This is a genomic window from Streptomyces sp. NBC_01294 (assembly GCF_035917235.1).
GTDB classification, from domain to species: domain Bacteria; phylum Actinomycetota; class Actinomycetes; order Streptomycetales; family Streptomycetaceae; genus Streptomyces; species Streptomyces caledonius.
Map to the genome: position 1 here is coordinate 7,811,776 of NZ_CP108423.1, position 24,162 is coordinate 7,835,937.

Annotated in this window: 17 protein-coding genes; 12 read left to right on the forward strand and 5 right to left on the reverse strand. The window is 73.0% G+C overall.

All coding sequences use genetic code 11. The annotated features are described in order from the left end of the window. Positions 1-130: 130 nt before the first annotated feature. From OG534_RS35370 to OG534_RS35390, 5 genes are all read left to right on the forward strand, one after another. Positions 131-691, forward strand: coding sequence for a pyridoxamine 5'-phosphate oxidase family protein (locus OG534_RS35370; RefSeq protein WP_326586337.1), 561 nt, complete (start codon positions 131-133; stop codon positions 689-691). Positions 692-875: 184 nt separating this feature from the next. Next, positions 876-1,673: a 3-hydroxybutyrate dehydrogenase gene (locus OG534_RS35375; RefSeq protein WP_326586336.1), complete on the forward strand. Its 798-nt coding sequence runs from the start codon at positions 876-878 to the stop codon at positions 1,671-1,673. 140 nt (positions 1,674-1,813) lie between these two features. Beyond that, complete coding sequence (locus OG534_RS35380; protein ID WP_326586335.1) at positions 1,814-2,896, forward strand: hypothetical protein; 1,083 nt, start codon at positions 1,814-1,816, stop codon at positions 2,894-2,896. Positions 2,897-2,983: 87 nt separating this feature from the next. Further along, positions 2,984-3,466: a phosphate-starvation-inducible PsiE family protein gene (locus tag OG534_RS35385; RefSeq protein ID WP_326586334.1), complete on the forward strand. Its 483-nt coding sequence runs from the start codon at positions 2,984-2,986 to the stop codon at positions 3,464-3,466. A 214-nt stretch (positions 3,467-3,680) separates the two neighbouring features. Then, positions 3,681-5,096 (forward strand): serine hydrolase domain-containing protein, encoded by a 1,416-nt coding sequence (locus OG534_RS35390; RefSeq protein WP_326586333.1) that lies wholly within the window; start codon positions 3,681-3,683, stop codon positions 5,094-5,096. 13 nt (positions 5,097-5,109) lie between these two features. Here the strand turns inward: OG534_RS35390 and OG534_RS35395 are convergent, their stop codons facing one another. Together OG534_RS35395 and OG534_RS35400 are read right to left on the reverse strand one after the other, a co-directional pair. Further along, a complete protein-coding gene (locus tag OG534_RS35395) occupies positions 5,110-6,543 on the reverse strand; it encodes an MFS transporter (protein ID WP_326586332.1) in 1,434 nt (477 codons plus the stop codon). Then, on the reverse strand, positions 6,540-7,214 hold the full coding sequence (locus OG534_RS35400) for an ArsR/SmtB family transcription factor (protein ID WP_326586331.1): 675 nt from the start codon (positions 7,212-7,214) through the stop codon (positions 6,540-6,542). The genes OG534_RS35395 and OG534_RS35400 overlap by 4 nt, the downstream gene beginning before the upstream one ends. Positions 7,215-7,378: 164 nt before the next feature. On the opposite strand from OG534_RS35400, the gene OG534_RS35405 reads away from it, so the two are divergent. Continuing rightward, on the forward strand, positions 7,379-10,111 hold the full coding sequence (locus OG534_RS35405) for a WD40 repeat domain-containing protein (protein ID WP_326586330.1): 2,733 nt from the start codon (positions 7,379-7,381) through the stop codon (positions 10,109-10,111). Positions 10,112-10,168: 57 nt separating this feature from the next. Here OG534_RS35405 and OG534_RS35410 read toward each other — a convergent pair whose 3' ends face one another. After that, the gene (locus OG534_RS35410; protein ID WP_326586329.1) at positions 10,169-11,278 is read right to left on the reverse strand and encodes a sugar ABC transporter substrate-binding protein; all 1,110 of its coding nucleotides are present in this window, start codon (positions 11,276-11,278) and stop codon (positions 10,169-10,171) included. Between the two features lie 427 nt (positions 11,279-11,705). Between OG534_RS35410 and OG534_RS35415 the strand changes: the two genes are divergently transcribed. Both OG534_RS35415 and OG534_RS35420 read left to right on the forward strand, forming a co-directional pair. Continuing rightward, positions 11,706-12,878: a PP2C family protein-serine/threonine phosphatase gene (locus tag OG534_RS35415; protein ID WP_326586328.1), complete on the forward strand. Its 1,173-nt coding sequence runs from the start codon at positions 11,706-11,708 to the stop codon at positions 12,876-12,878. Between the two features lie 118 nt (positions 12,879-12,996). Beyond that, on the forward strand, positions 12,997-14,394 hold the full coding sequence (locus OG534_RS35420) for a hypothetical protein (protein ID WP_326586327.1): 1,398 nt from the start codon (positions 12,997-12,999) through the stop codon (positions 14,392-14,394). 141 nt (positions 14,395-14,535) lie between these two features. Here the strand turns inward: OG534_RS35420 and OG534_RS35425 are convergent, their stop codons facing one another. Together OG534_RS35425 and OG534_RS35430 are read right to left on the reverse strand one after the other, a co-directional pair. Continuing rightward, positions 14,536-15,207 (reverse strand): hypothetical protein, encoded by a 672-nt coding sequence (locus tag OG534_RS35425; RefSeq protein ID WP_326586326.1) that lies wholly within the window; start codon positions 15,205-15,207, stop codon positions 14,536-14,538. A 386-nt stretch (positions 15,208-15,593) separates the two neighbouring features. After that, the gene (locus tag OG534_RS35430; RefSeq protein ID WP_326586325.1) at positions 15,594-16,547 is read right to left on the reverse strand and encodes an endonuclease/exonuclease/phosphatase family protein; all 954 of its coding nucleotides are present in this window, start codon (positions 16,545-16,547) and stop codon (positions 15,594-15,596) included. Positions 16,548-16,696: 149 nt separating this feature from the next. On the opposite strand from OG534_RS35430, the gene OG534_RS35435 reads away from it, so the two are divergent. The 4 genes from OG534_RS35435 (at position 16,697) to OG534_RS35450 (ending at position 24,143) form a co-directional block, all read left to right on the forward strand. Next, positions 16,697-21,448 (forward strand): HEAT repeat domain-containing protein, encoded by a 4,752-nt coding sequence (locus tag OG534_RS35435; RefSeq protein WP_326586324.1) that lies wholly within the window; start codon positions 16,697-16,699, stop codon positions 21,446-21,448. A 69-nt stretch (positions 21,449-21,517) separates the two neighbouring features. Next, on the forward strand, positions 21,518-22,084 hold the full coding sequence (locus tag OG534_RS35440) for a TetR/AcrR family transcriptional regulator (protein WP_326586323.1): 567 nt from the start codon (positions 21,518-21,520) through the stop codon (positions 22,082-22,084). A gap of 100 nt (positions 22,085-22,184) precedes the next feature. After that, positions 22,185-23,642 (forward strand): MFS transporter, encoded by a 1,458-nt coding sequence (locus OG534_RS35445; protein WP_326586322.1) that lies wholly within the window; start codon positions 22,185-22,187, stop codon positions 23,640-23,642. A gap of 60 nt (positions 23,643-23,702) precedes the next feature. Further along, entirely contained in the window at positions 23,703-24,143 is a 441-nt protein-coding gene (locus tag OG534_RS35450; protein ID WP_326586321.1) for an SRPBCC family protein, read from the forward strand. The last annotated feature ends 19 nt before the right edge of the window (positions 24,144-24,162 follow it).

Here is a 24,162-nt window from a genome sequence, read left to right on the forward strand (position 1 = left end):
GACGGTGGGCGGGGGTGGATGTGCGGCCGACGGGCGGCGCGGCGGCGGCTTCGGTGCGGGCAGCCGGTCTATACAGGGGCTGGAGAGGGTCCGTAGAGACTGGGTGCAGGGGAGAGGCAGGAGATCCGCGATGTCGGCACAGGGTCCCGAGAAGCAACCCGCGACGACCGAACTCGACGCCCGCTACAACTCCGCGCTCACTCCTCGCCCGGGTGCCGCGGACGTCACCGCCACCGAGTGGGCCGAGGCGCAGCGACAGCTGGAGGCGGCCGAGATCTTCTGGGTGTCCACGGTGCGCCCCGACGGCCGGCTCCACGTCACTCCCGTGATCGCCGCCTGGCACGCCGGGGTGCTGTACTTCTCCACCGGCCCGGGCGAGCAGAAGGCGAGGAACCTCGCTCACGACGGGCACTGCGCGCTGACCACCGGCGGCAACTCGCTCACCGAAGGGCTCGACCTCGTGATCGAGGGCACGGCGGAGCAGGTCGCCGACCGGGCGGTGCTGGAGGAGGTGATCGCGGCGTTCGAGACGAAGTACGGGCACCACATGACCTCGCCCGAAGGGACCTTCCACGGGATGGGGGACGCGATCCGGAAGGGGGACGACATGGTCTTCGCGGTGGCCCCGGGCACGGCGTACGGCTTCGGCCGGGACGACGGGGTCTACACCCACACCCGCTGGACGTTCTGAACGTTCTGGACGTTCTCGGCAACGGGCCCACGACCCCGTGGGTGGGCATCCCGTGCGGCCGGAGCGACGCCCGGTCGGTGGTGTCGTCAGAGCCACCCGTGGCGGCGGCCGCCACACTCCCCGGCCCGACTGTGGCGGGTGCGCACATGGGAACGGCCCGTCCGTGTCCCGGATGATTCCGACCATGACAAGCGGAACCCCTCCCGTGGACCACCCCACAGCAGCCGCAGCCGCGGGCATCGACCTGGCGGGCCGCACCGCCCTGGTGACCGGCGCCGGAAGCGGCATCGGGCGGGCCTGCGCCACCGCGCTCGCTGCCGCCGGGGCCCACGTACACGTGGTGGACGTCGATGCCGCCGCGGCCCGGTCCGTCGCCGAGTCGATCGGCGGGCGGGCCCACGTGGTGGACCTGGCGCAGGCCGGGCCCGTCGGGGAACTCCCCACCGACATCGACATCCTGGTCAACAACGCCGGACTCCAGCACATCGCCCCGCTGGACGAGTTCCCTCCGGACCGGTTCGAGCACATGCAGCGCGTGATGGTCCAGGCCCCCTTCCTCCTGCTCCGCCAGACCCTGCCGTACATGTACGCGCGGGGCTGGGGCCGCGTCGTCAACATCTCCAGCGTGCACGGCCATCGCGCCAGCGCGTTCAAGGCCGGCTACGTGACCGCGAAGCACGCCCTCGAAGGGCTGAGCAAGGTCGCGGCCGTCGAAGGCGCCCCGCACGGGGTCACCAGCAACTGCGTCAACCCCGGCTACGTCCGCACCCCGCTGGTGGAACGGCAGATCGCGGCCCAGGCCGCCGCCCACGGCATCGACGCCGATCAGGTCGTCGCCGACGTGATGCTCAGCCGCTCCGCGGTCAAGCGGCTGATCGAACCGGAGGAGGTCGCCGCCGCCGTCCTGTGGCTCTGCGGCCCGCACACCGGCTACGTCACGGGTGCCTCGATCCCCCTGGACGGCGGCTGGACCGCGGCCTGAACACCGCGGCCCGGGTCATGCGGTCATGCGGTCATACGGCCGGTCGGCCGTGCCTCGGCGGCCGCCCGGGATCGGCCCGGCGTATTCGCATACGCGTATGATCCGGCGGGCAGAACGGTCGGCGGAGAGGAAGCACCTTCATGTCACGGAGCGCGGCGTCGGGCGGGCAGTTGGACGAGCTCGCGGCGTTCGCCCTGGAGCACGTGTGCGACGCGCCGGCAGAGCGCGGGAACGCGGGCATCGGGGCCGTGTTCCTGTTCGCCGACGACATCGATGACCGGTACCTGTACACCTTCGCGGATCTCGCCGAGGCCCGCGCGCACCTGGCCGATCCGACGCACGGGTACCTCCGCTGCACGGTGGCCTGGCGACCCGCTCCGGACGTGTTCGCCGTCCAGGCCCAGGAGATCGGCAGCGCCACGTCCTTCCTGCTGACCCGGCGCCGCGTCGCGGACGGACCGGCCGACGAGGTCGTACGCACCGATGGAGCGCGAGCGCTCCTGCCGCCGTCCGGCCCGATGGCGAAGGTGACGACCGAGGCGCAGGCGACGACGGAGTCGGAAGCCGCCGATCCGGCGGAGTTGGAAGAGCTGGAAGAGCTGGAGTACGGCTTCGAGCGGGCCGTCGACTCCGGGGAGGTGCTGGCCGAGGCGGACGACCGGCTGCGGAGGTGGGTCGGCCGCGCGGGGGAGAGCGACTTGGTGACCGCCGAGAAGTGGTTGCTCAGCCGGTTTCCCCACGTGCAGGAGCATGACCCGGCGGACGACGTTCTCCCGGAGGAAGCCGCCGGCGGGACCTGGGTGCCCGGACGCTACGTGATCACCTTCCGCGCCGACGCTGCCCCGACCGGCCCGGTCGCGGCCCTCGCCACCTGGGACGGGGTCGCCCGGCAGGCCCGCGAGGTCCTGGGGCCGACCGCCGCCGCGGCCGCCGAGGCCGACGGGACGGCCGTGGTACATCCGGTCAGCGGGGTACGCCTGGCCTGGGACCGGACCTCGGACCGGTACGAGGTGTCGGCACCCCTGCCACGTGACTCCGTGCCGGCGCTGACGGCGCTGGAACAGCTCGTGCAGCTGGCGCTGACCGTCCAGTTGGAGACAGGCCGGCGCGCCGTCGACCCCCAGCTGGGTCTGTACGTCGACCGGCTCGGCGGAACGACGTGGCCCCGCCGGTTCCGGCTGTTCTCGCGAGCCGTACGGGCGTTCCGCCCCGGCCTGACGTAGGGCGGGACGGCCGCGCCGGGCCCCGTCACCCGATCGGCCACGGGCCGCGCCCGCCTTCGCTCGTACGGTGGACCTAGCATGCGGTCCATGACAGGGGTGTCCAAGAAGATCGAGGGCGTTCGCGTGCAGGTCGCCCTGAAGACGGCCGAGGACGTCATCCACCTGGTCGTCGCGGTGTTCCTGGTGCTGCTCGCCGCGCTGCTGGCGGTCGGAGTCGTCGGCGACGTCGTGGCGGCCTTCCGGGGACCGTACGAAGAGCAGACGATCGTGCTGTCGGCGCTGGACAGCAGCCTGGTGCTGTTCATCGTCGCCGAGCTCCTGCACACGGTGCGCCTGACCATCCGAGACCGGGCACTGAACGCGGAACCCTTCCTCGTCGTCGGCATGATCGCCGGTGTGCGCAAGGTGCTCATCGTGACCGCCGAGTCCGAGAAGTCCTTCAGCTGGCAGGTCCAGGGCATCGAACTGGTCATCCTCACGGCGCTGATCCTCGTCATGACGCTCGCGCTCTTCATCTGGCGTCGCGCCATGGCCATCGGCGCGCGCCCCGAGATGAAACTGCCGAGCTAGCGCCGCGAGCGAGCGAACAGGCGTGGCGTCATGCGGTGGAGCGTGAGGGGACGTGAGGGGACGTGACAAATGTAATGGCCTGTCAAGGTGCTTCTCCTTCTGCAGGTTGATGCCCGGTTCGTCCTGGCGGAGGAGTCCGCACCGCAGGTCGGGGGTCAAGAATTGAGGTGACCAAGATCGCCGGGCCCCAACGGGCCACCGACGAGGAGCCGCCGTGCCCCACACCCGTCCTGCCGACCGTCCTGCCCTCCGACCCGCCGACCGGCGCGCACGGCGACTGCGCCGCGCCGCCTCGGCGAGCGCCATCGCCGTGGCCCTGCTCGCCGGCCTCGCCCCGGCCGCCAGCGCCGCGGGCCAGGGCCCGCTGCCCGTTCAATCCCAGGCTGCGGCCCGGCAGCACCTCGACCGGGCCAAGCTGCAGGCCGGGCTGAACGCGGTCCAGGAGGCCGGCGTGTACGGCATCTTCTCCGCCGTCCGGGACGGCCGCCAGCGCTTCGACGGCGCCGCCGGCATCGCCGACGTCTCCACCGGGCGCCCGGTCCGCCCCGACCTCCGCCACCGCGTCGGCAGCGTGACGAAGACGTTCACCGCCGTCGCCGTGCTCCAGCAGTCCGCGAAGGGCCGGGTGGAGCTGGACCGGCCGGTCGGCGACTACGTGCCCGAACTCCTGCCCGGCGAGCGCGGCCGCAAGGTGACCGTGCGCATGCTCCTCAACCACACCAGCGGGATCAACGACTACATAGCGGGTGCCTTCCCCTCCCTGCTGGAGGGCAGCACGACCAGCCTGGACGACCACCGTTTCCGCACGATACGGCCCGCCGAGCTGATCAAGTACGGGGTGGACCGGCCGCAGCTGTTCGAGCCCGGCACCGACTGGACCTACTCCAACACCAACTACGTGCTGCTGGGCGAGATCCTCCGCAAGGTGACCGGCCAGGACCCGGAGCGGCTGATCACCCAGGACGTGATCCGGCGGGCGGGCCTGCGGGACACCTACTTCCCGGGCAACGACCCGCACATCCGCGGCGCGCACGCCCGCATGTACGAGAACTTCTACGGGCTCATCGACCCGCCGCGCGACTACAGCGTCTACAACATGACCTGGGCCGGCACCGCGGGCGCACTCATCTCGACCCCGCAGGACCTCAACACCTTCTACCGCGCCCTGCTGACGGGCGACCTGCTGCCGCGCCGCCAGCTGGACCAGATGCGCACCACCGTCGACGTCAAGGACGAGACGGGAGCCGTGGGCATGCGCTACGGCCTCGGCATCTACACCCTGGACACGCCGTGCGGCCCGGCCTGGGGCCACGACGGGGGCGTCTTCGGTGCCGGAACGTGGGCCATGTCCAGCCCGGACGGCAGCCGCCAGTTCGCCCTCGGGTACAACCTGATGAAGTACCAGCGCCTCACCGCGGACAACACGGCCTTCATCCCGCACCCGGCCGACGCCGCGATGAGGGACTACCGCGACCAGTCCCTGTGCGGCACCACCACGCCGCGCACACCGGACCCCGCCGCGAAGAACCGCTCGGCCGAGCCGCCGGCAACGCAGTCCCCGGCCGCACCCCCCGCCCTGCCCCCGACCGTCTCGCTCCTCCCCGCGCCCCTGCCCCTCCCCGCCCGCTGACCCGACGGCAGAGTCAGGACGAGGGGCCCTCTTCCCGTCGCTGTCCTGCCGGGGCAGCGACGGGGGAGGGCGGCACGCGCTGCGGTTGCGGCGCCGTTGCCGGCTCGGGCAACGGCGCCGGCTCCGGCGTGGTGGCCGGTCGTGCCGCCTCGCCGGCCGGTGGCACCGGCTCGTTGCGGCGGCGGGTCCACAGCAGGGCTCCGGCCAGCAGGGCCGTGCCCCCGAGCAGCCAGGGCAGCGGGCCCGCCGGAAGGATGCCGACGGCCAGGCCGGCCAGGGCAGCGGTCAGTTGCAGGGCGAGGGACTGCGTGGAGAGGGCGGTGGCGCGTCCCGATCCCGCGACCCGGCGGTGCAGCAGGTCGTTCTCGCTCGGGCCTGCCGAGCCGAGACCGAAGTAGACCAGGACGTACCCCGCGGCCGCGAGGCCCAGGGCGACCGGGCTCGTGGCCGCGACGGTGGCCGCGAGCAGGAGCAGGCCGCCCGCGCTGATGCCCAGGCTCGTGGTCACCGCGCGCTCGCCGCTGCCCGCGAGCCGCGCGACGAACGGCGCGAAGTGGCTGCCGAGAGCCGAGCAGACGAAACCGGCGCAGGCGAGACCCGCGAAGAGCACCGCACCGGACTCCGACGTACCGGTGAGCCCTGCGGCACGGCCTGGCGTCAGCAGTTCGAGCGTGGCCAAGGCGGCCCCGGCGGCCGCGGCGCTCAGGATCACCCGGCGGACGAGTGCGTCGCGTCCGGCGAGGCGCAGACCAGCCATGACGGTCGCCGGAACGTCCCGGACGACGCCGCGCAGGGTGGCAGGTGGCCGGGGCGGCTCGGGCAGGGCGGTCAGGACGTACAGCACGAACACGACCTCGACGGCAGCACCCAGCAGCAGTGGGAGGGAGAGCGGGAGCACCAGCCCGGAGGTGGACTCGCCCAGCCAGGTGCCGAGGCCGGGGGCGAGCCCGAAGAGCCACGGCAGACCTCCACCGAGAAGGGTGCCGGCCGCGAGCGCGGCGGAGGTCGCGGAACTGCCACGGGCCAGACCGGTGCGCAGTTCGGCGCCGGGGCCGGAGTGAGACTGGACGGTGTCGACGAACCAGGCTTCGGCCGGTCCGCTGGACAGGGCGCGGCCCGCGCCCATCAAGGTCATGCCGACGGCGAGCACCCAGGGAGTGGTGCCGAGGGCCACGAGGGTCAAAGCGGCCAGGTTCAGCAGACCGGCGGCGGCCAGCACCCTGCGACGCCCGACGACATCGGACAGGCCCCCGGTGGGCAGTTCCAGTACGGCGGCGGACAGGGAGTGTGCGGCGAAGAAGGCCGTGATGGCGACCAGGGCCATGCCGCGCTCGGTGAAGAGCAGGACCAGGGGGGAGATGGCCAGTCCCAGCGGCAGCCAGAAGAGGACGCTCACCGTGACGTACCGACGGCACGCGGCGGGTGGGTCCAGCGGCGGCCTGGTCACGATGCCTCCTCGGTATGCGGCTCGACCTCGGGCTCGGCATCCGGCTTCGCAGGGGAGGATGTCTCCGGCTCCCCGCCGGGGTCACGCGGTGCGAGGGGGAGTCCGGCTGTCAGGAGCACCACCTGTGCGGCACGCGGATCCCCCGCATCGCGGGCCGTCAGTTCCTCCAGCTTGCGGTCGATCGCCTGCCACAGTTCGGTGAGGGACTCCGGGGTCAGACGGGGCATCAGGTCGCTGATCCCTGACGGTTCCGTCCACTCCGGACCGAGGCGACCGGCGCCGGTGTCCGCCTCGTGCCGGACGAGAGACGACCGCAGGTGCTCGATCTGGGTCCTGCGCGACAGGCTGACGTAGGCGCGGCTGTCCGGTGAGGCTTCCATGGCCTTGTTGCTCCAGGAGGTCACGGCGTGCACCGCCTGCCAGCGCCGCTCCCGGCCGTCACGATGCTCGGCCTCGGCGACGAACGCGTACTTCGCCAGCACCCGCAGGTGATAACTGGTCGCGGCGGACGACTCCCCTGTTGCGACCGCGAGTTCGCTCGCGGTGGCGGGGCCGTCCTGCCGCAGCATGCCGAGCAGCCGGATGCGCAAGGGATGGGTGAGCGCCTTCAGGGCCGCCGCGTCCTGCTCGGGGTCGAGTACGCGCTCGTGCTCGTGCTGTTCGCTGACCATGACGGGAGGGTAAGGCAGCCCGGGAGTTTTCCCATAGTATTTTTGCAGACATTGTTTGGGGAATGGTTCGGAGTGCGGCTCGGGGGCTCGGCCCCAGCCCTGGGCAGGCCTGCTGCGGCGTGCGGAAAGGGCTGATGTCAGAACCAGCGCCTAGCCTCTGGGTCATGTCTGAGACTTCCGAGGGTGCGCCCCACGACGTGAGTGCCATGCTGTCGAATCCGGGGCTGCTGGTCGCGGCCGAACCGGGCCGCGCACTCGAGCTGTTGGACCGGGCGCGCGATCCGGAGGCCCGGTTCGTCGCGGCGGTGTACCGGTCCTCGGTCGACGTGCACCGGACCCTCGGGGCGGGCCTGCGCCGCCAGGTGTTGGCCCTGGACGCCGCCCGGCTCGGTGACCGGGAGCTGGCCGCATGGTTCGCGGCGGCTGAACTGCCCGGCGAAGCCCCTGCCGCGTGGACCGCGGACTGGGCGAGCGGGCCGGACCACCGACTGCTGCGCACCCTCGTCGGCCACGACGGCCCGGTGACGGCGGTGGCGACGGCGGTCGTCGACGGCACGCCGGTCGCGGTCTCCGGCAGCCGCGACGCCACGGTGCGCATATGGGACTTGGCAACGGGCGTCCCCTTCCACCATCCCGTCACCGGCCCCACCGACCTGGTGTCGTCGATGACGGCCGAGGTCCGGTCCGTGGCCACGGCGGTGCTCGACCGGAAGCCGGTGGCGTTCACGCTGTACGCCGACGAGACGGTCCTCGTCTGGGACCTGGCCACGGGCCGCGCGGCCGGGGAATGCGTCAGGTTCGTGGAGAGCACGGAGCTGGACGGGCGTGGTGTCGTCCTCACGCGGGGCGGGGCGCGGACCCTGCGTGTGTGGGACCTGCTCACCGGCCGCCAGGTCGGCTCGTTCCCCTGGGCGACGGGCCTTGCGACGCTGGACGGTCGCCGCGTCGTCCTCACCGTCGACGGCATCGACGCCGACCGCACCGTACGCGTATGGGACCTGAGTACGGGCAGCGAACTGGGAGAGTCCCTTGAGGTGGTGAGGACCGCCGAACTCGACGGGCACCTGGTCGCCTTCACCGCCGAGGTCGACCCGGCGCCCCGCGCGTGGGATCTGACCACCGGCCGCCCGGTGGACATCGCTCCGGGCGACGACCCGGCTCGCTCCGAGGCGGAGGACCTGCCCGCTGCGTCGACCGTGACCGTGGTGCAGGGGCGAGTCGTCGCCGTTGGCCTCGACCACGAAGAGCCCGAGCTCATCGGGGACCTCGCCCCCGCTCGCCGGAACGGCGTATCGGTACGGGGTCAGGAGACCGCAGTGCTCGCCGGGCGCACCGTCGCCCTCACCGCCGGAGCGGACGGGACGCTGCGCTTCTGGGACCTGACGACCGAACACCATCGCACGGACGGCATGCGCGTGATCGACAGCATCGCCCCGGAGGGCCGGCCGCCTGTTCCCTCCGCCGACTCGGCCCCCTCCGCCGACTCGGCCCCCTCGGTCGACGCGGAGGAGCAGGGCCCGCTGTGGCGCCTGCTCTCCGGCCGTGAGAACGGCGGGTCCAGCAGGGGCAGTACGGTCCAGGTGGGGAGTCGTGCGGTGCGGGAAGAGGGCGCGGTCGTCCTCACCGCGGAGAAGGACGGCACGGTGGTGGTCCGCGCGACGAACAAGCTTCCCGTGGGCCGGCCCCTCACCGGCCACACCGACCGGGTGTGGAGCATGGACATTACGGAGGCGGAGGCGGAGGGGCAGACGGAGGGGGAGCCGGGGGCCACCCTCGCCGTCACCACCGCTCTCGACCAGACCGTACGGGTGTGGGACGTGGCAGCCGGGCGTCAGCACGGCTCACCGCTGACCGGCCACACCGGCCAGGTCTGGGACGTGTCCACCACGACGGCGGCCGGACGTCCGGTGGCCGTCACCGCGGGCGCCGACCACACCCTTCGCGTCTGGGACCTCGCCGGGGCCCGCGATACCGGCCTGCGTGGAGCGGAGCACACCGGGTCCGTACTGGCGATCGCCACGGCAGTGCTCGAAGGCCGTTCCGTAGCCGTCACGGCCGGCGCGGACCGCACCCTGCGCACCTGGGACCTGACCACCGGGCAGCAGGCTGCCGCCCCCGTCACCGACCTCGAGGGTGAGACAGCCGCCATGTCCACGGCGGTCGTGGACGGGCGCGTCGTCGTCGTGACCGCTGGTCCGGGCGCCACGTTGCGCGTCGTGGATCTGGCCGGCGGGCGAGACGCCCACGAACCCGTACTCACCCACCACGGCCGGGTGTTGGCCATCGCCACCGCGACCTTGGACGGTCACCCCGTCGCGGTCACGGCCGGCAGCGACCGAACCGCGGCCATCTGGAACCTCGCCACCGGCCGGCAGATCGGCGAGCCTCTCACCGGGCACACCAGCAGGGTCACCGCCGTCGCCACGGCTGTCCTGGAGGGCCGGCCCGTCGCCGTCACGGGAAGCTGGGACAAGACCGTACGGCTGTGGGACCTCGCCACCGGCCGGCAGATCGGCGAACCCCTGACCGGCCACACCGACTGGGTGACGTCGGTGGCCGCCACGGTGGTGGACGGGCGGCCCGCCGCGATCAGCAAGAGCCGCGACAAGACCGTCCGCCTGTGGGACCTCGCCACCATGCGGCAGAACGGTGGCGCACAGCTCTCCGGGACGGATCCCAACGGGACGGTGGCCGTCACCGTCAGGGACGGACGGCCGGTGGTGGCCACCGGGCACGGGCGGACGGTGGAGTTCTGGGATCCGACGACAGGGCGCGAAGCCGACGAGCAGTACGTGCTCCCGCTGCCGGTGGACCTCCTGAGCACCGCGCCGTGCGGGCGGCTCGTGGTCGCCTTCGGCCCGGAGATCGCGGTACTCCGCCCGACCTCCCCGAGCTGACCTGGGCCTGGGGGCCTCCCTGCTCGGCAGTGCCGTGCGGTCGGCCCCGGAGCCCCGTTACTTCAGGCCGATCTCCTCGCAAGCGGACTTGAGCCGGTCGGTGCAGATCTCGGCGATCGTGTAGACGCCGTCGTCGACCACGGTGGTCTTGACGTTGCTCTTGGTCAGGGCGACGCCCGGGACGAGCATCGACGGCACGCGCTTGGTGGTCGGGCTGTCGACGAGCTGGTTGATGATGCCGTCGATCCTCTCGCCCCTGGCCAGGGCGACGGCCATCTCCGAGGCGGCCGCGGCCTCGGGGGCGTACCGCTTGTAGACGGTCATGAACTGCTCGCCCGCCACGATCCGCTGCACACCGGCGAGTTCGGCGTCCTGGCCGGTGACCGGCGGCAGCGGGGACACGCCGGCGGTCTTGAGGGCGCTGATGATGCCGCCCGCCATGCCGTCGTTGGCCGAGTAGACGCCGACGATCTTGCCCTTGCCGAGGGCAGAGATGGCGGCCGCCATGTTGGCGTTGGCGTTCTCCGGCTTCCAGTCGACCGTGTCGTACTCCTTGCCGACGTTCACCTTGCCGTCGAGGATGGCATGCGCGCCGGCCTTGAAGTCCTTGGCGTTCGGGTCGATGACCGAACCGTTCATCATGACGATCTGGCCGTCCTTGGCCTTGTCGCCCAGCGCCTCGAGCAGGGCCTTGCCCTGGACGGTGCCGACGTCCTCGTTGTCGAACGAGGTGTACGCGTCGATCGGGCCCTCGGCCAGGCGGTCGTAGGCGACGACCGGAATTCCGGCGTCCTTGGCCTTCTTGACCGCGCCGGCGATGGCCTTGGAGTCCACCGCGTCGATGATGAGGACGTCCACCTTCTTGGCGATCATCGCGTCGACCTGGGCGCTCTGGGCGGTCGCGTCCTGCTTGGCGTTGGCGTAAAGGACCTTGCCCTTGCCGCGCGTGAGCATGGCGACCTCCTTCTCGATCAGAGGCTTGTCGAACTTCTCGTAGCGCGAGGTCTGGTCCTCGGGAAGCAGAAGGCCGACCTTGATGTCGTCGCCCTTCGCGGAGCCCCCGGGTCTTCCGTCGGCGTCGTCCCCGCTACCGCAAGCGGTGAGCGAGACGGCGGCGAGTGCGGAAGCGGCGACTGCTACGGCGGCCCGACCCAGTTGTGCGTTCACGATGTAAACCTCCCTGACGAGGCCGTGTCGTTGCGGCCGAGGTAGGGGCAGTCAACTCGGCGTCGACACCCTCGTCAAGAAGTGAATAGTTAACGTAATGGCAACGTTGCCATCACCCTCCGCGCTCGAACATTCCGGTCTTTTGCCGGTCTTTTCAGCATCATTGGCTGTGATTCACCACTTCAACTTGTGAAGCGAAATTGGGGCCGTTGCGCTGCGAATGGCCCATGTCGATCTGACGTTGGTCGCGGGGGTGGTGACGGGCGTCGAACAGGCGGCAGAGCCGGCGACCAGCCTCAGGATCCGCCCGGACGAGGCCGCGGCCGCCCGGTTCCGCGCACACCCCGTTCCTGCAGCGGCCGGACGGCCACGGGGAGGGCGGGGACCGGAGTGGCGGCCATGCGTCCCGGAGAGGCAGGCTGTACTCATGAGAGCGCCCCTGCGCTCGCCCCCGGGACCGGGAGCCGGCGGACACCACCAGGTCCTTTTCGCGCTCGCGGAGTGCCTGCCCTTCGCGCTCGCCCTGCTGGTGCTCCTCATCGAGCTCACGCCCATGCACGTCGTGTACACCGGCCCCCTGCTGGTGGCCACACCCGCGCTGGCGGCCGTGACGCTGGGGCCCAAGGGCACGCTCGTGGCGGCGGGGGTGGCCGTCGGTGTCAGCGTGACCACCGCCACCTACAACCAATCCTGGGGTGGGCAGCAGGTCTATACGAACTTCCTCGCCCTGTTCCTGGTCACGGTGGCGAGCTTCATCACGAGCCGCGCCGCGCGCACGCGCCGGGAGGGCGAGCTCAACCAGGTCCGCCGGATCGCCACGGCCGCCCAGGACGTCCTGCTGCGGCCGGTGCCGGACCGGCTGGGCCCCGTACACGCGGCCAGCATGTACCTGGCGGCCGAGAAGGGCGCGCAGATCGGCGGGGATCTGTACGACGCGGTGCAGACCCGGTACGGGGTCAGGATGATCGTCGGGGACGTCCGGGGCAAGGGACTGCCCGCCGTACGGGCCGCCGCGGTCGTGCTGGGCGCCTTCCGGGAGGCCGTGCACTACGAGGACGACCTGGCGGAGGTCATCAACCACTGCGGAGCGGCCCTGCGGCGGGACGCCGTCGTCGCGGGCGCGGGCGCGGGTACGGCCGGCGCTGACGACGCCCTCCTGGAGGCTTTCGTCACGGCGCTCGTCGTCCAGATCCCGGACGGCCCTCACATCGAGGTGATCAACCGGGGCCATCCGCCACCGCTGCTGCTGCGCCACGGCACGGTCCAGCCCTTGTTGCCCACCGCCCCCCTGCCGCCGCTCGGCCTTGAGGAATTCATCAGCGGTCCTCCCGTGGGGACGGACAGCTACCCGTTCCAACCCGGGGACCGGCTGCTGCTGTGCACCGACGGCGTCATCGAGGCCCGCGACCGGAACAACACCTTCTTCGACCTGCCCGCGGCCATGGTGACCATGCGCGACCTCCCCCGGCAGGAGTTCCTGGACGGGCTGCGCCTGGCCCTGCTCCGCCACACGCAGAGCCCGCTGGCGGACGACGTGGCGATCATCCTCGTCGACCGGCGCGAAGACGAGGGGCACCGGTCGGCCGGCGGCCCGACGTGACCTGGTGACCCGTTGACCAGGGTGGTCGGACATGGTCGGACCTGGTCGGTGGACGTCGTGGTGGAGTGCCGCCACCGCCGTCACCGGGGCTGTCAGTGGGACGGTCTAGCCTCGTCACATGATCGAGGGGGAATTCGCGGCACCGTCACCGGGCGGGCTCGCCGACGAGGTCGCGGCCGTGCTGGCCGACCGGCGCGACCCCGGCGTGGAGACGTTCGAACGCGTGCTCAACGCCGTGGTGAGTCACGCCTACCGGGACCGGGAGGCAGTGACCGCGGCGCTGCGGTCCGTCCCGCGTGAGGTGACGGTGATGTCGCACTCCCAGGTGCGCTCGGTCGCCGGCATCGTCGGCGCCGCGGTGGGGCCGGTACGAGCCGACGAGTCCTGGGAGAACGCCGGGGCGGGCTGGCTGGAGCTGTGCCGACACGCGGCGCTCGACTACGTCGCGGGAGCGCGCCTCGTGGAACTGGGCGCGCGGCTGCGGGCCGGTGATCCCGTTCCGTTCCTGCTGTCCGTGCCGAGCAGGCCGACCGGGGCGGTGGAGCCGCACGAACTGGTCGCGCGCCTCGCCGAGTACGGGCGGCTGGGCGTCCGGCCCGGCCCGGCGGACCTGGGGCAGGCGCTGCTGCGCTGCGGCGGACCGATCGAGCCCGAAGTGGTGCGCGCCGCGGAGAAGCTGGAGCTGGAGGAGGGGCCCCGGGTGGCCGCCTGGCTGCGGCAGGGCGGTCTGCCCCCACCGGCGTGGTGGCGGGAGCGTGAGTCCGGTGAGCCCGAGCGCCCGAGCAAGCGCCGGGGAGCACGGACAGGCCGCAGGATCCTGGTGGGTCACGAGGCGGTCGAGGGCCGCGGTGCCTTCCCCCGGCGTTTCTGGTCGCTGTTCCGGACGTTCGAGCCGCACATCGGCTGCCCCCACGCGTCCCTGCCGGACGGCCGGGACGCGCACACCGTCGCGACCCTGCCCTGGCACCCGGAGATCGCCGCGGCCCGGCTGCTGACGGGTGTCGCCTCGGCGGCCGACCAGGACGGCCCGGGAGCGCCCGTGTTCCTGGAAGCGCTGGCCGCGGCCGAGGGCCCGGCCGGCCCTGCGGTGCACCTGGCCGTCGCGTACGGACTCGCCTCCGGCCGCGAGCGGGACCGGGAGGCCGCCGCGCGGGCACTGGTCCTGCTGGCCTCGCGGGGCCGGCTGGACGGGGAGCTGCTGGGCCGGGAGACGACCGAACTCGTGGGGCTGGGCACGTTGAAGGTGCCCCTGCTGACCGAGTCGCTACGGGCGGCGGCCGCCCTGCCCCAAGGAGCCGCGGCGGTGTGGGCGGTCCTGGCCCCGGCGCTCCCGGGCCTCCTGGCGTGCACCCGGCCGCAGGCGCACGGGGCGCTGCTGGCCGTCGCGGCGGACTCCGCTCGGCTGTCGGGCGCGCACGGGGAGTTGCCCGAGGTCACCGCTCTCGCGCAGCGGCCGGGTTCGTCGCAGCTGCTCAAGCAGGCCCGGCGCCTGCGCGACACGCTGGCCGTGCGCTGACCGCGGGGCCGACGGCGTCCTCGGCCGGCCGCCCGACGGGGCCGGTGGCGCCGCCTCCGCGCCGTGCAGCGCGCGGCGCCGGGGCGCCCGGGTACCGGACGTACTCGGGCGCCCCGAACCATGCGTGACCCGGGAGGGAGCTCAGGCCCCGGCGCCGGCGAGGCGGCGCATCGTGTCCATGAGCTCGGGCGGCGGGGCGATGCTCATCGTCTTGGTCTCGTCGTCGAGGACGGTGATCGTGGTCAGGCTGCCCGCCCGCCACCAGAACACCCGCGGCGAGAGGCTTCCGGGGCCGTTCTCGTAGGCGCCGAGGCCGAACTGGGCGAGGTCGTTGACGGCCTCGCCCACGTGGTGGTCGGCGAGCGGGTAGAAGACGAGGTTGTGCCGGTTCGGAACCGTCAGCAGCGCTCCCTCGGCGGGGATTTCGGGACCGCCCGCGGCGCGGACCGCCTCCTCGAAGACGAGTGCCTTGCTGGCGGCGTACACGGACTCGCCGCCGATGATGTGGAGGACGGCGCCGCCGGGCCGCTCCAGCGTGTCGTAACCCACCGGTTCGGCGAGCAGGTTGGCGCGCGCGGCCGCGTAGAGCACGTCGCGGTCCACCCGGGCGACGTCCTGGTCGTCCAGCAGGCGGACGCTGTCCGGGGTGTCGTACGCGATGCCCTCCAGCAGGTCGGTGGCCACGGGCCGCAGGTAGCCGAACTGGTGGGCGGCCTCCGCCGGTATGGTCGCGGCGGCGGCCAGCCGCAGGTAGACGTGGCGCAGCGGGTCCGCGGCCGCGTCCGGGGTGGTGGGGGGCGTCTGGTCGGTCATGCGTGCTTCCTTCGGCAGTGTCGGTGGTCGGCCGCGCCCGGCGTGGCGCGCCCGCCGGGTGGGCCGGCGCTGCCGTGCGGACCGGAGCGGGGCACCCCGGCGTGTCCGGCCGCCTGGCCGACGGCCGACCGACCGGGCCCGGCGGGAGGTCAGGGGCCGGCCGCACCGGCGGACCGTCCTTGCGGGGCGCGTCCCTGTCTGCGGGTCAGGTCCGGGATCAACCGGACACAGGCACCGTATCAGCGCGTTGTGGAGGGCTGCGGTCCGGGCCGGATGGGCCGATGTGAGCGGGCCTGGGGCCAGCGGGCCGATACGGGCGGGCCTGGGTCAGCGGGCCGGAACAGACGGGCTGAGCAGCCCCGGCCGCTGTGGTCGTGGGCGCCGGGTCAGGTGGTGGCCGAGACGCGCAGCAGGTTGTGGTCCGAGACGGCCGTGTCGAGGGGGAGGGCGTCGGCGCTCGCCGTGCCGAAGTGCGGGGCGCTGAGGAAGAGGTAGTCGAGCTTCTTCGCGCCGAAGGTCACCTCGCCCGACCGGCATGCGGAGGTTGTGGCAGGTGGGCAGACGGCGGCGTCGAAGAACTCGGGGTCGCTCTCGTCGGCCTCGGTGAAGGCCCCGTCGGCACCGTCCCCCCGCTCCGGCCGGTAGAAGCGCGACAGCGTGGCGGTGCGTGGGGAGTGGTTGAAGTCTCCGCCGAGGACGACCGTGAACCCTTCGTCCAGCCACCGGCGGGCCTGCGCCGCCAGCCGGTCGGCTTCGGGCACCGCGAGGGTGCCGTCGTCCCAGTAGAGGTGTACCGAGCAGGACCAGGTGGGCCGGTCCGCCAGGGAGTTCAGGGCGCAGGGCACCGTGATCGGCTCGCGTTCGCCGCCCACCGTCAGGTCGAGTTCGGCCGTGTCCGAGACCGGGCCGCGTACGAGCACGGCGTTCCCGTACGCGTGGCCCTCGCAGATGGCCGGGTTCCCGGCCGGGAGCGTGGCGGAGTGGAACCCGGCGTATCCGAGCGGGCCCAGGCGGTCGAGGAGCCCGCGGTACTGGTGCTCGCAGACCTCTTGGAGGAAGAGCTGGTCGGCGTCCCAGCCGCCGGGTTCGGCCTCGGCGGCCACGGCCGCGATCCGGCGCGCCGGATCGTACGGGGGACTGGAGCACATGTTGCCGCAGATGTTGTAGCTGGTCAGCCGGACCGTCCCGGCAGCCGCGGCGGCAGCAGCGGCAACAGATGCGGCGGCGGCCGAGGCTACGGCGGCAGGGGCCGCGGCAGCGGGCGGTCCGGGCGGGACGAGGACACAGAACGTGGCGGCGGTGAAGGCGAGGGCGGCCAGGGTGGGAGGGGTTCGGCGCACACCCGTGATGCTTCCCGCAGGCGCTCCGGCTACCCCGACATCGGTTGCTCGTACGCCAGAAGCCGCCAGAAGCCCGCCAGAAGCCCCCTATGGACGCATCGCCTGATTCTCGCTGGTGGGGCCGGGAACGTCCCGGCTAGCATCCGACGATGACGACGCCGGCAGACAAGTCCTTCCACGATGCGTTGTGTCGAGCCGACGTCGACTGGCTGACCGGCCATCTTGACGCGCGGCTCTGCACGCCGGCCGTCTTCGGACGTCTCCTCCGGCACGGCGATCCCCGCCTGCGGCACCTCGGGTTGTTCCTTCTGGCCGAGCGCGTCACGTCGGGCCGGACGGGCGACGAGTTCGAGACGACCGAGTTCGAGATGGCCGAGTTCGCCGGGCTGCTGCCGGCATCCGTGGAGGGACCTCCGGAGGCGGCGCTCCTCCTTGCGCGGCTCCACGAGCGACTGGGGCCGTACCTCCGGGGAGGTGGCCGGCCGTCGTGGCGTACGGCCGACCTGCCGGCCCGGGTACGGATCGCCTGGCTGCGCGCTGAGCTTCTGAACGAGCCGACCGCGATCCGCAAGGAGCCTCCCGGCGAACTGCTCTACCAGGCCGTGCGGGAAACGACCCTCACCCGGGTGCACCGGCCCGAGCAGCTCGTGGACGAGCTGGTGGACAGCGGCGACGCGGTGTTGCAGGCCGAGGCACTGCGGCTGGCCCGCGAAGGGCTGCACGCCGGTCTGCTGGCCCCCGCACTCGTGCGCGAACGTCTGATCAGCCTGCTCGGTGCCGCCGGCGCAGACGTCGTCGCCGCAACCCTGGGCGAACTCGGCCAGCCATGGGCGGCGTTGGACGGCCTGCCGCCGGGACTGCTGTCTCCCTTCCTCGCTGCCGCTGCGGTGCACACCCATCCCCAGGTGGCCGATGCCGCACTCGCGGCTGCGGCCCATCACAGGCACGGCGTCCTGCTGCGGCAGGTCGTCGAGGACCCCGGCCTGCCGCCGGGCCTTCGCCGGCGCGCGATGGAACTGTTCGGTGACCTGGCGGACCGCGGTGACATCGGCGCGGTGACGGCCATCGCCGCCCGGGACACGTTGCTGCTCGGCGGGCCGGCGCTGACGTGCCTGCGCGGGCTGCACCGGCGCGGGCACTTCCCGGACGCTCCGCACGTCCCGTCCCTCATCGGCCTGGCGCTGGCCGACCACTCGATTCCGGCCCACGAGGTCGCCACGATCCTGTTCACCTGCCGACAGGTGATGTTCCGCGTACTGGTGGACGCGGCCGCCGACGATCCGAGCTGGCCGCGGCGGCTCACACTGCTGGTCGCCCTGGCCCGGCAGGGGACGGGGGAGCTGCCGATCGGGGACGCGATCGCACGCCTTCTTCCCTCGGCTCCCGCCCCGGGGCCGTTCCTCGACGCGATCCGCGCGCTGCGCCATGCGGAGGCCGAAGACGCCGTGATCGCTCTCCTGCCATCGGCGCCGGCAGCCGCCCTGGGAGCGCTGGAGGCCATCGGCGGGCCCCGGACGGTGACAGCGCTGAGAGACGGGCTCGGTCTGGCCACGGACGAGAGCGTGGGTGTGATCGCACCGCATCTGCGCGCGGTGCGCCACCGCGCCCTTGAAGTGCTGTGGCATCTGACGCACGATCCGTCCCAGCGGCGCGGCCTCCTCGTCCGCCTCGATCCCGCCGATCTGCCGGCGCGCATCGCGGCGGATCTCGGTGGCCCGGACGAGCAGGAACTGGCCCTGCTGAGTTCCCACCTGGACCCGGACGAGCCGGTGGCGGCGCTGTGCAGGCTGGCGGCCCACGGCGGCGCCGGAACGCTGCCGGTCATCGCGGACCTGCTCCTGCGCATCGTGGCCGAGCTGGCGGTGTCCTGGGAGCCGGGCGCAAGCACCCCGCGGGACGAGAGCGGACAGCCGGCCGGGGAGCCCGTGGTACCCCAGGAGATCCTGCACGCCCTCCGTGGCCTGGGCCGTCGTCTCCACGAGCGGGGACGGATCAGGCCGTCCTGCCTGCTCGACGCGGCGACTCCGGACGAGGCCGGACACGCCCTCGTCGCGACCCTGGCGCTGGATCTGCTGGACCGGCCCGGACTGTCGAGCGGCGAGCAGGCGATCCTGCTCGAACTCCTGCTCCGTGCCCCGTACGCGGGAACCCGCGCGCGGGCACACCGCCTGCTGCGGCACCGGGACCGGCGCGTGCGCAAGCAGGTGATCGCGTTGCTCGCCCGCGACGCCACGGGGGACGACGCACAGGCGTTGTCGGCGACCCTGATCACGCTGACCGCCGCCCAGGACATCCAGACCGTCCGGCAGGCGCTGCTCGCCCTCGGTCACGCGCGGGCCCGCTGGGCCTCGACCGCGATCGCCGCATGTCTCGGCCATCCGAACATGAACATCAAGAAGACCGCCGCCGGGGTTCTCGTCCGCGCGAGCTCGCCCACGGCGGTGCCGGCCCTGCTCTTCTGGCTCGGGCAGCACGACAATCCAGGCCTGCGCGGCACGCTCGTCGAGGCGCTGCGCGCCATCCTCGGCGACGCGTACCCGGCGACCGTCCTCGCGGCCGCCGAACACAGCGAAGGCGGTCGCGCCCGCGAACTGCTGCTGGCAGGCCTCGACGGCGTCCTCTCCGCGCGCTCGGTCCTCGCACTGGACGACCAGGCGTCACGGGTCGCACCGACCCTGCTCACCCTGGTGGCGACCCGTCACGTCGGCCTCGCTTCCGGGACGGTCGAGGACCTGTCGACGGCCCTGGCCAAGCACGGGATCGCCACGCCCGCCGCGCCAAGCCCCGGGGCGGACCGCGGAGCGGACCTCGACATCAGGTCGCTGACCACGGAGGGCTGGAATCCGCCCGTCGCGCTACGCCTCGCCGTACGGCACGAGCTGCCGCACCCCACCCGGCTGCGGGTGCTGCGGCCCATGCTGCCGGACTGGCTTCGCCTGGCCGGCTCCGAACCCGCGGTCCGAGCTCGCGTACTGCGGCTCACGCTCCGGCTCTGCCCCGCACCGTGGACGACCGAGGAACTCGCGGCCTTCGCCCGCTCCATCCGGGTCCTGCTCGACGGGCTCGAAGGGCTCAACGGGCTCGACAGGCTCGACAGGCTCGACAGGCTCGAAGGCCTCGCCGAGGCCGAGGCGGAAGACCGGCACAGCCTCATCGCGGTACTCGAAGCGGTCGCGCCTACGCTGCCGACGGCTCTGAAGCCCGCGGTCGCCGACGTGGTACGCGGGCTGCCTGCCGCACCCGCGGGAAGCCCGGGGAGCCAGGGAGGCCCGGGAAGCCCGTCCACCTTGACGCTGCTCCGCAGTCTCGGCGCGGTGCTGGTCCGCGCCGACTTGGAGCAGGCACTCGCTTCGGCCCGGCTGGGCGCCCACCCCCGAAAGGCCGAGACCGCTGTGCTGCGGGACGCGTTCGCCGCCCCGCAGTCCCCGCAGTCCCCGCACCCCCTGCCGTCCCCGCAGTCCGTTGCGGCCACCGCGCCGGCCAGGGCCGAGGAGTGGCGAGCCGCGCTGGATGCCGCCGTACGCACACCGAGCGCCCTGGAGGAGTTCCGCCGACGCTGCGGGAAGCACGACGGCATCCCGGGCTCCCGGGACCGCCTGACCGCACTGATCGACGTCTACGCCTCCGCCGCGCCCGAGGTCCGCGCCGCCCTCATCGACTGGATGACGGACATCCAGCCCCTCGACGCACCACCCTGGACCATCGCCGAGACCACTCACGCGCCGCCGCCGCGACCGAGGACGGTTCGCATCGACGACCTCGACCAGCCTCGTTCGACCGCATTGCGCGAGCGCCTGCTGGCCATGCTCCAGGCGTCCGCTCCGGACCGCCGGCACACTGCGGCTGTGGCGCTCCTGGCGTGGCCCGAGCCCGAGACCAGGCTTCCCGTACTCCGGGCGTTTCTGCACGGCCGCATCGACGTGCCCGTAGACGCCGACCTGGCCCGCACGCTGAGCGCCCTCGGTGAGCCGGAACTCCGCGGGGACGACGTTTTGCACGACCGGGTGGCCCTCGTGGCCGGCCGGCTCGACCCGTGCGACCTCGAACCGCTGGTCCCGCTGCTGCTGGACTGGTGGGAGCACGGCCCGCCGTCCAGCGGCTCCGCAGCCGGGCAGGCGCTGCGCCGGGTCCCCGCCGACGTGCTGGCGGAGCACCTCGGCGAACGCCTCGACGCGGGCGCCTGGGGGTTCCTCGACCTGCTCGTCGGGCGGTCCCTGCTGCGCACCCCTGCGCTGCAGCGGACCTGCCGGCGGCTGCGCGCAGAAGGGCGCGACGACCTCGCGGACCGGCTGCTCCTCGTCGACGGTCCGCTGCGCCGCCCGGACGCCGTACGGAAGGACGCCGCCGCGCTGGCCGCACTCCGCGACCGCGCCCCGGCCGCGTCGACAGGCGCGTCACGACCTCCGTCCCGGGAGGAGCTGCTGGCCCTGGCCCGTACCGGCGACCCGGTGCGGATACGCCGGGCACTCACGCGACTGACCGAGGGACACAGCGGACCGGACCCGGACCGGGACCCCGGCCTGCGGAACCTGATCGGTGAGTTGCTCCATCACCCCAAGCCCAAGGTCCGCCTGCACGCCCACCGGACCTCGCGGGCCCTGCTGGACCGGCAGACCTACCTGCACCACACGTCGGTCCTGCTGGCCGACCCCCGGCCGGACGTGGTGCGCACGGCGATCCGGATCCTCTGTCACGCGACCTGGGAGGCGGCGATCCCCGCCGTGACCGGATTGCTGGAGCACCCCCATCCCGTCGTCCGCAGGACCGCGGCCGAGGGGCTCATCTCCCTGGGCACGCCGGCGATCCCCGCTCTCCGGCATGCCGCCGACCACGTGCGTCCCGACAAGCGGTCCCTCTACACAGCGGTCCTCGAACAGATCGTGACCGCCGAAGCCGAGTAGCGCCTGAGGAGGCGTGAGGCATGAGGCGCGAGACTTGACCGGCGAAAGTGTGAGTGGTTAAGTACTCACATGAAGCCGGAACGTCCCCGCCAGTTGTCCACCGCCGAAGAGCGCCGCGCGACGGTGCTGCACACCGCCATCGGCGCCTTCGCCGCACGCGGCTACTTCGGTACCACCACCACCGAGGTCGCCAAGGCGGCCGGCATCTCCCAGGCGTACGTCTACCGGCTGTTCCCGAGCAAGGAGTCGCTGTTCGTCGCCGTGGTGGAGCACTGCTTCGTGCAGGTGCGGGCCAGCCTGGAGCGGGCCGCGACCGAGGCTCCGGGGAGCAGCGCGGAAGCGGTGCTGGCGGCGATGGGCGAGTCCTACGCCAGGCTGATCAGCGACAACGACCTGATGCTGATCCAGCTCCAGGCGCAGGCGGCCGCGGCCTCCGAACCGGCGGTGCGCGAGGTCGTGCGCCAGGGCTACGCCCGCCTGGTGGAGTACGTACGGGGTGCCTCGGGCGGCAGTGAGCAGCAGGTCCAGGAGTTCTTCGCCCGCGGCATGCTGTGTCACCTGATCGCCTCGACGGGGGCGGACCAGGTGGACGCCCCCTGGAGCCGGACCCTGTCGGCGGGCATCAGGCACTACTGAGCCCGCGGCCCGGTCCGACGGGTGCTGTTGGCGGGGCATCGCTGCCCCGCCTCTTCTTCGGCCAAATCTGTGAGTGGTTGACCACACAATGGAGCTTGTCGTGCGGAAGCGTTCCGGAACCACCGCCCGCCCCGGGGCCGCGCTCGCGGCACTGGCAGCGGCCCAGTTCACCGTCATGCTCGCCACGTCGATCGTGAACGTGGCCCTGCCCCGGATCCGGTCCGGCGTCGGCTTGTCGGACAGCGGCACGACCTGGGTCGTCAACGCCTACGGCCTCGCCTTCGGGGCCCTGCTGCTGGCCGGCGGCCGGGCTGCGGACCTCCTGGGCGCTCGCCGGGTCCTGCTCGCCGGCCTCGGGCTCTTCGGGGCCGCTTCCCTGGCGGCCGGCCTGGCGACCTCGTCCTCGGCCCTGATCGCCGCACGCGCAGTCCAGGGCCTCGGCGCCGCCGCGATCGCCCCGGCCGCGCTCGCGCTGGTGATGGCCCTGTTCCCGCCCGGTCCCGGGCGGGGCAGGGCTCTGGGGGTGTGGGGAGCGGTCTCCGGCGCCGGCGGCGCGGCCGGAGTACTCCTGGGCGGCGTCCTCACGCAGGCATGGGGCTGGCCCTGGATCTTCCACGCCGTCGCCATCGGGGCGTTCCTCGTCCTGGGCGCCGTAGCGGTGATCACGCCCTCGGCGCCCGTGACCGAGCGAGGCCGCTTCGACCTGCCGGGCACCGCGACCGTGTCGCTCGCGCTGACGGCCCTCGTCTGGGCACTGACGACCGCGCGCCGCTCGGGCTGGACGGACCCGCAGGTGCTCGGGGCGCTCGCCCTCGCGACCGTGCTCCTCGCGCTGTTCGTCCTGGTCGAGCGGCGGCACCCCCATCCGCTGCTGCCCCCGCGCCTGTTCACCACGGGCCGGGTCACGGCCGGGACCGTGCTCATGGCGCTCTTCGGGTCGGTGTGGATCGCCCTGTTCTTCTTCCTTCCGCTCTACCAGCAGCAGGTGCTCGGCTCCAGCCCGCTGGTGACGGGCCTGGGCCAGCTTCCGCTCGCCGGAGCCATCATGCTCGGCTCCACCCTCGCGCAGCGGATCTCGCACCGCTTCGGAGCGACGGCGACCGTGACGGCGGCCCTGCTCACCGAGGCCGGCGGGCTCTTGTGGCTCTCGCGGATCGGCGCCCAGGGCAGCTACCTCACGGGCGTACTCGGGCCGAGCGTCCTGATCGGCCTGGGCCTGGGCATCGCCTTCGTGCAGCTCACCGCGCTCTCCGTCGAGGGGGTGCCGCGGGCGGACGCGGGTCTGGCCGGCGGGTTGGTGAACACCACCCGCCAGGTCGGCGGCGCGATCGGACTCGCCGTACTCACCACGCTCGCCGGCTCTGTCACCGCACGGGCCGCGACCCATCAGCCGGTCCTGGACGCGCTCACGGCCGGCTACCGCACCGCCTTCGGCATCTCGGCCGCCGTCCTCACCGCCACCGCCCTCCTCGCCCTGGTCCTCGCCCGCCCACGCGGACGGGCAGCCGACCCGGCCGCGGCCGCGAAGCACGCGGCGTCGCTCACCCGGACGTCCTGACCCCGACCGACCGCCCCCGACCGACCCGCACCAACCGCCACCACGAGAGGAAACCCCGCCATGTTCACCATCGACGAGAACGCCCCCGTCGTCGCCCGCCTGTCCACCGTGATCGACGCCCCGCTGGAGACCGTGTGGCAGCTGCACACCGACATCGGTGCCTGGGCGACCTGGATCACGGACATCGACCAGGCCGTCCTCAACGGCCCGCTGGCGACCGGCTCCTCCTTCACCTGGAAGACCCACGGGCTCGACATCACCTCCACGGTCCGCGAACTGATCCCCGGTGAGCGCATCGTGTGGGGCGGCCCCGCCAGTGGCATCACCGGAATCCACGTGTGGACCTTCGAGCAGACCGGCGAGCAAGTCACCGTCCACACCGAGGAGTCCTGGAGCGGCGCCCCCGTCGACGCGGCGCCCGAGGAACTCGGCCGGGCCCTGCACCAGTCCCTGCAGAGCTGGCTCGCCTCCCTGAAGTCCCAGGCCGAGCAGAGCGCGTGACCGGGCCCCGGCCCTCCAC

Bases quoted from the DNA above. Each gene is read 5' to 3' on its own strand.
- OG534_RS35420 (WP_326586327.1), top strand. From the start codon at position 12,997: ATGATCGAGGGGGAATTCGCGGCACCGTCACCGGGCGGGCTCGCCGAC.
- OG534_RS35450 (WP_326586321.1), top strand. From the start codon at position 23,703: ATGTTCACCATCGACGAGAACGCCCCCGTCGTCGCCCGCCTGTCCACC.
- OG534_RS35370 (WP_326586337.1), top strand. From the start codon at position 131: ATGTCGGCACAGGGTCCCGAGAAGCAACCCGCGACGACCGAACTCGAC.
- OG534_RS35400 (WP_326586331.1), bottom strand. From the start codon at position 7,214: ATGGTCAGCGAACAGCACGAGCACGAGCGCGTACTCGACCCCGAGCAG.
- OG534_RS35405 (WP_326586330.1), top strand. From the start codon at position 7,379: ATGTCTGAGACTTCCGAGGGTGCGCCCCACGACGTGAGTGCCATGCTG.
- OG534_RS35385 (WP_326586334.1), top strand. From the start codon at position 2,984: ATGACAGGGGTGTCCAAGAAGATCGAGGGCGTTCGCGTGCAGGTCGCC.
- OG534_RS35425 (WP_326586326.1), bottom strand. From the start codon at position 15,207: ATGACCGACCAGACGCCCCCCACCACCCCGGACGCGGCCGCGGACCCG.
- OG534_RS35375 (WP_326586336.1), top strand. From the start codon at position 876: ATGACAAGCGGAACCCCTCCCGTGGACCACCCCACAGCAGCCGCAGCC.
- OG534_RS35380 (WP_326586335.1), top strand. From the start codon at position 1,814: ATGTCACGGAGCGCGGCGTCGGGCGGGCAGTTGGACGAGCTCGCGGCG.
- OG534_RS35415 (WP_326586328.1), top strand. From the start codon at position 11,706: ATGAGAGCGCCCCTGCGCTCGCCCCCGGGACCGGGAGCCGGCGGACAC.
- OG534_RS35440 (WP_326586323.1), top strand. From the start codon at position 21,518: ATGAAGCCGGAACGTCCCCGCCAGTTGTCCACCGCCGAAGAGCGCCGC.
- OG534_RS35435 (WP_326586324.1), top strand. From the start codon at position 16,697: ATGACGACGCCGGCAGACAAGTCCTTCCACGATGCGTTGTGTCGAGCC.